The following is a 10757-nucleotide window of genomic DNA, read 5'->3' on the forward strand; positions in this document are numbered from 1 at the left end:
CCTGGCGTTGATCCGCCAGGGATGATTCCTTGAATGGCAAGGTTGGATACCTCCAACCAAGCATACTGAAAGTGTAAAGAATGTCGCCGGTTTAAGATGTAAACTATGTCGCCGGTTTGTACACCCCCGCCCCCTCTCCCAATTCTGGGAGAGGGGAGTCCGATTAAGATTGGGATTTTAGTTCAGATTCTAACTTAAAACTCTGGCTCCCCTTCTCCCAGAATTGGGAGAAGGGGTTGGGGGATGAGGGCCATAAAAAAGCGGGAGGCGCATTACGCCTCCCGCTTTTTTTGGTTTTAGTCGTTAAGCGGTCGTTATTTCACGTCCGCCTTTACGGTGGAAGTGATGCTGTTTCCAGCTAGGTCCACGGTCTGAACCTGGATGGTGTGCGCTCCCACGGTCAGCGCGTTCGTGGTGAACGAGTATGCTTCGCGGGTGGAGTCGAACAGGCCGTCGTCGGCGCCCGCCGCCATCCAGTCGCCGCCGTCTACGCGGTACTGCACGGCCTTGACGAAGACGATGCTGCTTGTCGCCACTCCTGAGATAGTGACTGTCTTATCCGCTGCGACTGTCGGCGTTCCCGTGGTCAGCACGGGCGCTTTGTTGGCGATTGTGAAGAGCTCGGAAGTCGCGTCGGCGGTCATGGTGTCCTTCGGATTGCTGGACCGGTCGGAGGCGGTCACGCGCACTAGGTACTGTCCGTCGGCGACATCCGTGGTGTCCCAGATGAAGCTGGTGTCCTTGACGACCGCGACAGGGGCTGGAGCGGGGCTGGCCGCTTCGTTCGCCATCGCCTTTTTGATGATATCGGGAGCCTGCGCGAGCAGCTGTTCGCGGATCGCGGCGGGAATCTCCGGGTGCTTGGCCAGATCCGCCTTCATGAGCGCGAGGCGCTGATCGTAGGTGAGCTTGGCGGGAGCGGCGGGCGCTGTTGTTGTGGTCGATCCAGCCGCAGGCTTGGCTCCTACGGGCTTCGCTCCCGCCGCAGGGGCGGGCGTGGCGGGAGGGGTGGTGGGAACATGCTTCTTGATCGGGCTCCAGGTCTTGCCGCCGTCCACCGAGTACGACAAATCGTAGGTCAGAGTGTCTTGATCCGGATCGCTCGCGGACCAGCGCAGTGTGGCGGTCTTGGAAAGCGCGTCGCCGCCGGCGGGGGAGGCGATCTTTACCGTCGGCGCCTGATTCTTCGGCAGATAATACGCCGTGACGTTGTGCAGCCGGGGCGCCTGCCCCGCCTTCATCGCGGTATCGGTGCTTTGAAACATGACCTGGTACTGCAGATAACGAGCCGCTGGAGACGTGATCGGTTCGCCTTGAGGCTTGGTGTATGGAGCTGACCAGGCGCTCCAGGAACCGTCTGGCTCATTTGTATCGCCACTGCGCGTACGGACTGCGACAACGGTTCCCGCAGGCTGTTCTGCAGACCACTGAAGTGATCCCCAGCGCGCGGTGCGTCCGGCGTCATGGACTGTGCTTTCAAACTGACCGGTGAGCGCGGTCGCCGTGGCGGAGGCGATCTTGTAGACCCCGCCGACCGTGCCTGTGCCGGCGTAAACGGCGGAGCCGTCACTTTCGACCGTGGAGGTTAGGAACTGCTCGTCATCCTTCGACACGAAGATCTCTACCGTCTGGTCGGGAAGGACTTTGTAGATAGTGCTTCCAGAGCTGGCGTAGATGTTATCCATACGGTCACTGTGAAGGCTAAGCACGGGGGAGGTGACCCGGTCGTACAGGTTTTTGACGGCGCCGCTGGGAGTGATTCGATAGATCGCGCCTCTGGGAGCCGTGCCTGCGTAGACGTTGCCGGAGCTGTCGGTTGCAAGCGCGGCGATGCTGGGTTCGCCCAGATCGTAGAACACCGTGCTTTTGCCTTGCGTGTCAATCTTATAGATGACGCCGTCGGGAGAGGTTCCGGCGTAAATGTCGCCAGTGGCGCCGACCGCCAGCGAAAGCACATGCGCATCGGGCTCCTGGAGCAGGCGAGTGGCGACGCCGGCTTCGGAGACGGCGTAGACGCCACCGGAAGCTCCGCCCGTCGCGACCAGGACACGATTGCGCGGCGCGTCGTAGACGAGTGCAGTGATATAGTGCTCGGGCGCTGTATACCACAGACGGCCGTGTCCATCAGGGGAAATCTTAAAGACGCGGCCGTTGGGCATGGTTCCCGCGTAGATGTTCCCGGAGGCGTCCCGGGCCAAAGCAGTGACTTCCAGTTCGCCCGTCTTGTAGAAGACGTGCGAAGCGCCGCTTGCATCGATCTCGTCGACGTAGCCGCGATCGCCTGTGCCGGCGTACACGCTTCCCGCTCCGTCTGGAACGAGCGCCCAAACGTAGGTCTCGGGAGTCTCGCCCAGCTTGGTCAGTGGCGGAGACAGGCGCAGATCGCCTTTGCTCGTGACGGACGCGTTTTCCATCTTGCCGCCGACAAAATCAGCGCCGGCGTCTTGCCGCCATACGGATGCGAGGCGTCCGACTGTCTTGATGGGAGCGGCGGGCGTCGCCGCCGGAATCGCTGCTGGTGGCGGAGCTGCTCCCGCAGGCATGGTGGCCACGGGAGCTGCCGGCGCAGGACTCACCGCTGCGACCGTGGCCGGAACCGCAGGCGCGACTGGCGGCGTGGAAGGCGCGCCGGCGGCGAATTGGTATTCAGCCAGATTTGCCGCCGTCGTCATATGCGGGAACGCCGTCAGGTCACTCGATCCGTCGGCGGCGCCCATGATGGCCGATTCGTCGTCGCTTCCGTCATCCTGTCCCGACAGAAGGTCGGACGATGGATTTGCGGCGGGCGCGGGGGCGGAGGGAGCGGCTGGGGCGGGCGCGAGTCGCCCGTCCTGAGGCGTCTCCGTAAAGCTCTTCTTTTCGATCGTGATCGTGAGGCTTTGCGACCCGGACACGACATACGGCGTTTTCTGCGTGACTTTGACATCATCGCGTTCCGTCTTCAGGCCTGTGGAGCGTGACGACGCCATAACGGCCGCAATGGTCGGCGGCAGGTTCGAGAGTTTCTCGCCTTCGATGTTCACGGCGACTGTCGGCAGCACGAGACGCGCGACAAGATCGTCATTGTGCGGCTTTTCCACGAACTGCTTCACGAGCTGCGAGACGTTGCTGACCGGAGCGCCGGGCGCGCCGGTGCGCATAATGACGATCCCGCCCAGAGACACCGATCCGCTGTCCGACCCGCCGCCTTTGACGGACAGTGTCAGCGGACCATTCTGGGTAGACGAAGGAACCTTGACCTTGAGGGTGCGCAGCACCTGTTCACGCTTGTAGGGCTTCATGACGACGCCGACATCGATTGTGTCGCCGGGAGCAAACTTACTTTGCTTCACGAAGATGCGCTGGATTTCAGCCGTGTCGTGACTGTTGCGGATCGTCACGTTCATGTTCAAGTTCTTCAGCGACAGCGGGTAAAACGGATTGGCGCTCAGAAGACGCATGAAGCTGTCCAGATCGGCGACCGCGCTTTGATCGATACTGAGCGCGTCGTAATAGGTATTGCTGCGGTGGACGTGTCCGATCTCCTCGACATCCGCATCGAACGAGACGGTGGCGACGGTGTCGCCTGGCTGCCCGTGCAGCTGCGCGATCGCCTGTCCCGCGACATATGTCACGTACTGCGCTGTCAGAAGGGGATGGTCGATAATTCGCACACGGTATGTTTTTTTGCGTTTGATCGATTGATCGTCCACGGTGATGGTCATCGGAACCATCTTCGGCATCGGTCCGATCTGTGCGCCCACCGAGTAGGGACGGTCCTGGAAGATCCGGCCGACCGTCTTGATCGGAGCGCCAAGTTTGATCGAGTCCTGGTACGACGGGAAGATATCGACGACATAGGCCGTCGTGAGCGCCGCGTCGATTGGTCCCAGGCTGGAGAGGGGGTGCCCGAACAGCAGCAATCGATTGCCGTCACGGTAGGTGACGGTTCCCGTCGCGGTCATATCTACGTCGCCTTGAACCAGTGAAACGCCTACTGCGGAGCCGGGCTGGAGCGTCGCGTGCTGTGCGAGGGGATTATTATCCGTCGGGGCGCTGCCGCCGCCCGCCATTACGTTGAAATGGTATGGCGCCATCATCTCGCTGAGCTGGCTGACGCCGCGCGCGGAGACGCCGCTTACGACGAGTGGAATATCCAATTGCTGGAAGTTGCCCATGCGGGACGCGGCGTTCGCGGTGATCGGAGTGGCCGAATACGAACCGCCGTAGCTCTTGCCGGCGGCGTCCGGGCTCGCAGTGATCGGGTTCGGATTAGAAGGAAGGTCCGGGCTCCAGGCGTCGAACATTTCCTCGATCGGTGTCGCGAGCGCGATAGGGTCCTTGGCGAACTGCGTTCCCGGGATGCCCATGGAGATTGCGCCGACCAGGCGGCCCTTGATGTAGATCGGGCTGCCGCTCATTCCGTGAGCGATGTTCAGCTTGCGGGTAACGGACGGACCGTTTAGCGCTCGGAATAGGATGTAATCCTTTCCATTATTGAACTTCGCCACCACTCCCAGGATCTCGATATCGAACTTTTCGATCTTCGTTCCCTTGAACACCGACAGCGCATATCCGCGCATGCCGGGACGAAGCTCACTGACGCGCATGAACTTCTTGGTGTCGAATACGAAGCGGCGCGATGTGTTGGGCTGGGGGGCGGAGATTTGCGGGCGCGCGGAGGCGCCAGTGGCAAGCACGGAAAGTGCGGCCAAAGCGGCCGCGCCGGGTCGATACTTCATATTGCTCTTTTCGCTCCTTGCGGCCGGGTTTGCAGTGATCGGTAATGGTCGCGTGGATTTCGTTCTAGGATTTTGCTTTTTAGGATGCCGTCTTGTAGACTTCGTCGGGATCGAACTGTGGCTCGGTGATCGTCTTCCATCCTTCACCATCCGCATCGGCTTCGCGGTAGTAGCAGGTTGGATGGCCGGTGTGGCAGGTCGCGCCGACGGGCTCGGCGAGAATGAGCAGTGAATCTTCGTTGCAGTTGACGCGGAGCGACACGAACTTCAGGACATTGCCGCTGGTTTCGCCCTTGGTCCACAGCTTTTGGCGCGAGCGCTGCCAGAAGGTCACCATGCCGGTGTCCAGCGTCTTTTGCAGCGCTTCGCGGTTCATAAAGCCAAGCATCAGGACGTCTTTCGTTTGCGCGTCCTGCACCATCGCCGGGACGAGCCCGTCGCCCGTCTTGTCGAATTTAATCTGATCCATTATCAATGTCATAGCGTTATATAAGATTCTATCGTCTCAGCTAAGAAACGAAGCAGCGCGCGGCGACGGCGGCGATGGTGAGCAGTCCAAGGATGAATACTGGCGCGCATCCGCCTTTGACGAATGTGCTTCCCTTGCCGATGACATCATGCCGAGGATTGATCTTCGGAGGCTCCTGTGAATAGTCCGGCGCGGTGACGGAGTATCGCTCGGATGACTTGCTGTTCCCTCGCCACACATGGAGGCCGGGGCCGCTGCTGGTGGATGGGTAATTGGAAGTCAGCTGAAAGATCTGCTCGCCGTCCTCACTGAGAAGGCGTCCGCCCTGCCAGCGCAGCCAGCTCGCGCCCGATTCGTCCGTGAACCAGCGCACCGCCTGCCACGACGGCGGGCACATCTCATTGGTGACGGCTTCAGGATATTTGATCTGCGGAGGAGCACCGGGGAAGTAGTACGGACCGATGTCCAGACGGGTGATTCCCGGACCGTTTTCATTTTCGGCAATGTGCAGCTGATACATATAGCCGGTGACGACCTGTTGCGTCTCGATATAAGGGGCCGTAACCGTCGGCATAGCGAATGTATTCCTCCCAGAAACTATGATACGCAAAGAATGGCGGGTGTTTGTTCCAACATTTTATTGTACCTGAATCCCGGCTGGTTTACACTCCGGGAGTCGATGGTGTTGGCGTCCCTGACTCAACAAAGTCATGGACCAGGATTGACTCTGCTTCGATAATTATGTTATACTGTTTCGCAGTCTTTTTCAGGGCTTCGCGTCGGCCTGCGTTGGCCGGCTAGGCATCGAAACGAGAGGATATACTATGGCTTACGGTTCGTCCGGCGGCGGGCGCGGCCCGTCGCGTGCAGCGGCGGGCGGAGCCGGCAACAAAAATCGCCGGTTCAAGCGTCGCAAGGTCAGCTATCTGACCATCAACAAAATCACCCAGGTGGACTACAAGAGCGTTACGCTTCTTCGCCAGTTTACCGACGAACGCGGAAAGATCGTCCCACGCCGCCGCTCCGGCGCTACCGCCAAGGAGCAGCGCATGATCGCTATTGCAATCAAGCGCGCACGTGAGATCGCTCTGCTGCCTTTTGTCAAAGAGTAAGCTTGGCGTTATCGCAAAGCCCCGCCGATTTTTCGGCGGGGCTTTGATTTTTTGTGTCCCTATGGAAATATCCCCGCAATTTTCTCATCTGTCCTCCTTCGGCTTCCATCCGACAATCTTGAATATGTGTACTGTGTCGTTATCTCAAGAGATCGGACCTCTCCCGATGAACCGGCGCTCTCATCCCCGGGTTCGGCTTGTCTGTCCGGCGGTTGTCTGGATCGCTCCCGCGTCTGAGGATGAGTTATCGTTTCCCGCCGATCAGGAGATGGGTATGCGGGTCGTTCAGGTCGATAGCCTGAGCCTTGGCGGTCTGTCGTTTGTTTCCGTTGGCTCCCTGCCTGTTGGCGCGCCTATTTGGGTGCGCGTCCGCCTGGGCTCCAAGACGTGCCAGTTCAAGGGCGTTGTACGCCGAGTCGCCCCTGCCGTTCAGGCGGGACGGACACATCATCGCTGCGGCGTCCAATTCATGCGCAGCCAGCAAACCGCGCACGCGATCTCAGTAATTTCCAGTTTCATGGAAGCCGCCAATCTTCGGCAGTCTCATTAACCTCGTCCTTGATTTTCCCTTTGAGCCCTCTACGCTGGAACCGGGAAGGCTTGACTTGCCCCCATTTCTCAGGTAGCATTCCGACAATGGATAGCGTACATATTTTGGGATTGCGCGTCGATCGCTCGGACATGTCCGGAGCGCTGGCGCAGATCGAACAGTGGATCGCGCAGCGCGGGGCGCCGAAACACGTGGTGACTGCCGACGCGTCGATGGTGGTGCTGGCGCACGGCGACCCGGAGCTTGCCCGGATCGTGGAGAACGCGGACCTCGTGACGCCGGACGGCGCGGGGATTTTATGGGCGTCCAAGCTGCTGCGCAGTCAGATCACGAATAAAGTGTCGGGTGTGGATTTGGTCTCGGAAACCTGCCGATTATCGGCGGAGCGGGGATATCGGATTTATTTTTTGGGAGCCGCTCCTGAGGTCGCCGCGGAAGCCGCGCGAAACCTGGAAGCCAAATATCCTGGGGCCAAGATTGTGGGAACGCGGGACGGCTACTTCAAGCCTGAGGAAGAGGGCGAGGTGGTTCAGGCGATCCGGGACGCGTCCCCGGATGTCCTGTTTGTCGCATTTGGAATCCCCAAACAGGAAAAATGGATCACACGCCTGAAGGACGAACTGGGAGTGCCGGTCTCACTGGGGATCGGTGGCTCGTTCGATGTTTATTCTGGACGAGTCAAGCGGGCGCCCGTTTGGATGCAGAAGCGCGGTCTTGAGTGGCTGTACCGGCTCTGCTCCAATCCTAAGAAGATCACCAAAGTCATGACGCTGCCCCAGTTCGCCATCATGACGTTGAGGCAGCGGTTCCTGGGAGCGTCCTGACCGGCTGTTATTTCTTCTTTTTGTCGGGAATGATGATCGGCGGCTGGACGATAATGTCCCCGCTCTTCTTTTCCTGATCCGCGGCCGGCGCGGAATCTGCGTACGCCTGCATCGGGCATACGACGGCGGCGCCGCCAAGCATCGCGCCGACAGCGAGCGCTCGCCACGCTTTGGTGATTTTCATTGTTGGCATCCTCTCGTTTTCGTTTCTTCCTTAATTAGTCTATAAAAACCGCCATTTTGTTCCATGTTTTTTGGCGTTCAGATACTAAAATCGTCATCTGGATAGATCACGCCCCAGCCGGCGGCGGGAGTCTCAGACGCATCCAGCGTAAGTTTGTCGCCAGTATTGCGGAATCCTCCCTGCAATCCTGGGATCGGCGAAAGCAAATGATGGGAGTCCAGGTCAATAAAGTCGAACGCGCCGGTTCCGCCGGCAATATGAGCGGCGGCGGCGATCCCAAGACTGGTTTCCAGCATGCAGCCCAGCATCAATCCTTTGCCCGCCTCACGGCAGAGCGCAATGATTTCGAGGGCTCCGGTAATGCCCGACTTCATCAGTTTGACATTCACTCCGTCAACGGCGTCCATGGCGATCAACTGACGGACACTATCCGGAGTGCATGCGGATTCGTCGGCGTAAATTGGAAGTGAGACGTTTTCGCGTACAAATTTGAGGCCTGCGAAATCGGCTTTATGGACCGGCTGTTCGATCAGGTCGATGCTGCTTTGAATCGGCTCCAGCGAACGCGTGAACGCCACGGCGTCCTCGGGAGTAAAGGCCTGGTTGGCGTCGATGCGTAGGCGCATTCCGGGCGCGGCGGCGGCGATGTCGATGATCCGCGCGCGGTCCGCGTCGTGCCCCTGGGGATCGCCGACTTTGATTTTGAGGCTATGGAAGCCGTCTTTCGCGGCTTGAACCGACAGGGCGGCGGCCTCGGACGCGGAAACGATCGGCACTGTCATATCCGAGATGAGTTCGGCGCGCGCGCCGCCAAAGTGCGCCCAAAGCGAAAGGTTGCGCGATTTCGCCCAAAGATCGTAGAGCGCCATTTCCAGGCCGGCGCGCGCCGACGGGTTCTCGGAAAGCGCCTCGCCAACGAGCGCGAGGATTGCCTCGAAATCGCCGATCGATCGTCCAATGAGGGTGGGGACGAAGCGCGTCAGCGTTTCGATTACCGTTGGAATGGTTTCGCCGGTCACGTAAGCCACGGGAGCGCTGGCGCCAAGACCGCGCATTTCTTTTTGATCGGTCTCCACAATAATTAAAACGTTTTGGGCTTCATAAGCCGTCCGCTGAGCGATTGCAAAAGGAGCGCGCAGCGGGAGAATCCAAGGGGTGACGCGAACGTCGCGAATGTCCATAAAAACATTATACCGTAACGTGAAGCATACGTCGCGACAGGGTATCAATAGAAGATGTAGGTTCACGAAAAATGGCCGAAATCTGCTGAGGGTGGAACTGCCGCGAAAGAGCCGCTCGCTCGCTCGCCAAACAAGCGCAAATACGCTTGACAAGGGCCGGCCAACGTGATACAATCAGTGGCGCATGGAAGCGAAACCCGGTAATACCGCTGTCTTCCAATTTCCGATGTGCATACCCATTCGCTGTTTTGCTCCACTCTCAGTGCAGATACCTAAACGCCTTTCGAGTGAATATGTGTTAGTGTAGTGTGGGCGAGGAGTATCACCACCATGGCCTCAGGTTCAATTGTCGGTCTCGATATCGGCACACAGCAAATAAAGGCCGTTGAGCTGCGCCCCGGTAAAAACGGGTTGGTCGCGGCCGGCATGGGCATTGCGCCGACACCCGTCGGGATCTTGCAGAATAATATTATTACAGACCCTCGTTTGATGGGGCAGACCATCAAGCAGCTGCTCCGTGAAAGCGGCATCAGCGCCAAAAAAGCGGTCGGAAGCGTCGCCGGTCAAAGCGCGGTCGTGATCCGCATCATCGAAGTCCCGAAAATGACGGACGCCGAGCTGAAGGAAACGATGAAATGGGAAGTGGAGCGCCATGTCCCCTTTGCTCCCAGCGAGACGATGATCGACTACCAGCCGCTCGAAACGGGCAGCGCGCTGGATGAGACGAATCCCAATATGGAAGTTCTGCTCGCTGTCGCGCAGCAGGACATTGTCAACAATCTTGTGGATACGATGTTCGCCGCAGGACTCGACCCGATTGCGATCGACATCGAGCCGCTGGCGTCTGGCCGCGCGGTTCTGGATGTCGTCGGCGGTCACCCTGTCGTTCGCAAGCAGCGCTTTGTGAATCCCGTCGACGCGCCGTTCGAGAATAACTCCATCGAAACCGTCGCGGTGGTGAATATCGGCGCCGCCAATACCGACATTTCAATCTACCAGGACGGCCAGCTTTCCTTCCCTCGATCGCTTCCGCTGGCCGGCGACAGCTTGACGCGCTCCATCGCGGAAATGATGGGATACACGCTGGATCAGGCCGAACGTATCAAGCGCGACTACGCTTCCGTTCAGCTGGACCGCATGGCGATCTACACCGGTACGGCGTACGGCGACGATCCTAACTACCAGTCTCCCGGTTTCGGCGAAGAAGGCGGCGAGTTTGGACCTACGGACTCGACGCGCATCTCCGGCCGCCGCTCCGCGCGTATCTCTGGACGCAGTGGACGCATTTCGGGCCGTCTTGGCGGCGACGATCTCGGCGTATTTTCCAATCCCTTTGACCTGAGCTCTGATCCTGATACGGCGTCGGCGGCCGGCGCGGAAGATCCGGCAGGTTCGCTCAATCTGGGCAAGCCAACCGATCCTGCGGATCTGGAGCGCACGCAGCCTATGTCCCGAGGAACCTTGAACCTGGGACGCCGCGATGAGCCCGGCGGCGGCGACGGGGCGTTCGCTCCGCCTCCGGAATTCGAGGCGGATCAGGGGTTTTTGGGCGGGCCCGCCAGTGACAATGATATCAAGGACCAGGTCTTCGAAGCGATCGCCCCGGTTTTGGGCGAACTTGCCACGGAACTGCGCCGATCTTTGGACTACTTCCGCAGCCGCGCTCAAGGCCGTTCCGTCGACCGCGTGCTTCTGGTGGGCGGCAGCGCCAACCTG

At 59.6% G+C, this 10757-nt stretch carries 9 protein-coding genes; 4 read left to right on the plus strand and 5 right to left on the minus strand.

The annotated features are described in order from the left end of the window. Nucleotides 1–314: 314 nt before the first annotated feature. The 3 genes from ABIZ35_RS00190 to ABIZ35_RS00200 all read right to left on the minus strand — a co-directional run bounded on the left by ABIZ35_RS00190 (nt 315) and on the right by ABIZ35_RS00200 (nt 5764). Nucleotides 315–4721 (minus strand): hypothetical protein, encoded by a 4407-nt coding sequence (locus tag ABIZ35_RS00190; RefSeq protein WP_348217854.1) that lies wholly within the window; start codon nt 4719–4721, stop codon nt 315–317. A 79-nt stretch (nt 4722–4800) separates the two neighbouring features. Then, entirely contained in the window at nt 4801–5190 is a 390-nt protein-coding gene (gene hisI / locus ABIZ35_RS00195; protein WP_348217855.1) for a phosphoribosyl-AMP cyclohydrolase, read from the minus strand. Between the two features lie 40 nt (nt 5191–5230). Next, a complete protein-coding gene (locus ABIZ35_RS00200) occupies nt 5231–5764 on the minus strand; it encodes a hypothetical protein (protein ID WP_348217856.1) in 534 nt (177 codons plus the stop codon). Between the two features lie 250 nt (nt 5765–6014). Here ABIZ35_RS00200 and rpsR point away from each other — a divergent pair, with 250 nt between their 5' ends. The 3 genes from rpsR (at nt 6015) to ABIZ35_RS00215 (ending at nt 7676) form a co-directional block, all read left to right on the plus strand. Next, the gene (rpsR, locus tag ABIZ35_RS00205; RefSeq protein WP_119322458.1) at nt 6015–6302 is read left to right on the plus strand and encodes a 30S ribosomal protein S18; all 288 of its coding nucleotides are present in this window, start codon (nt 6015–6017) and stop codon (nt 6300–6302) included. 166 nt (nt 6303–6468) lie between these two features. After that, nucleotides 6469–6852, plus strand: coding sequence for a PilZ domain-containing protein (locus tag ABIZ35_RS00210; RefSeq protein ID WP_348217857.1), 384 nt, complete (start codon nt 6469–6471; stop codon nt 6850–6852). Nucleotides 6853–6938: 86 nt separating this feature from the next. Next, on the plus strand, nt 6939–7676 hold the full coding sequence (locus tag ABIZ35_RS00215) for a WecB/TagA/CpsF family glycosyltransferase (protein WP_348217858.1): 738 nt from the start codon (nt 6939–6941) through the stop codon (nt 7674–7676). 7 nt (nt 7677–7683) lie between these two features. On the opposite strand, the gene ABIZ35_RS00220 is transcribed toward ABIZ35_RS00215, so the two are convergent. Both ABIZ35_RS00220 and ABIZ35_RS00225 read right to left on the minus strand, forming a co-directional pair. Further along, nucleotides 7684–7860 (minus strand): hypothetical protein, encoded by a 177-nt coding sequence (locus ABIZ35_RS00220; protein ID WP_348217859.1) that lies wholly within the window; start codon nt 7858–7860, stop codon nt 7684–7686. Nucleotides 7861–7937: 77 nt separating this feature from the next. Next, a complete protein-coding gene (locus tag ABIZ35_RS00225) occupies nt 7938–9041 on the minus strand; it encodes a dipeptide epimerase (RefSeq protein ID WP_348217860.1) in 1104 nt (367 codons plus the stop codon). Nucleotides 9042–9371: 330 nt separating this feature from the next. Here ABIZ35_RS00225 and pilM point away from each other — a divergent pair. Further along, the coding region (pilM, locus tag ABIZ35_RS00230) for a type IV pilus assembly protein PilM (protein WP_348217861.1) at nt 9372–10757 on the plus strand (1386 nt) is incomplete at its 3' end.

Origin of the sequence: Capsulimonas sp. (genome assembly GCF_039929585.1) — a bacterium.
GTDB lineage: Bacteria > Armatimonadota > Armatimonadia > Armatimonadales > Capsulimonadaceae > Capsulimonas.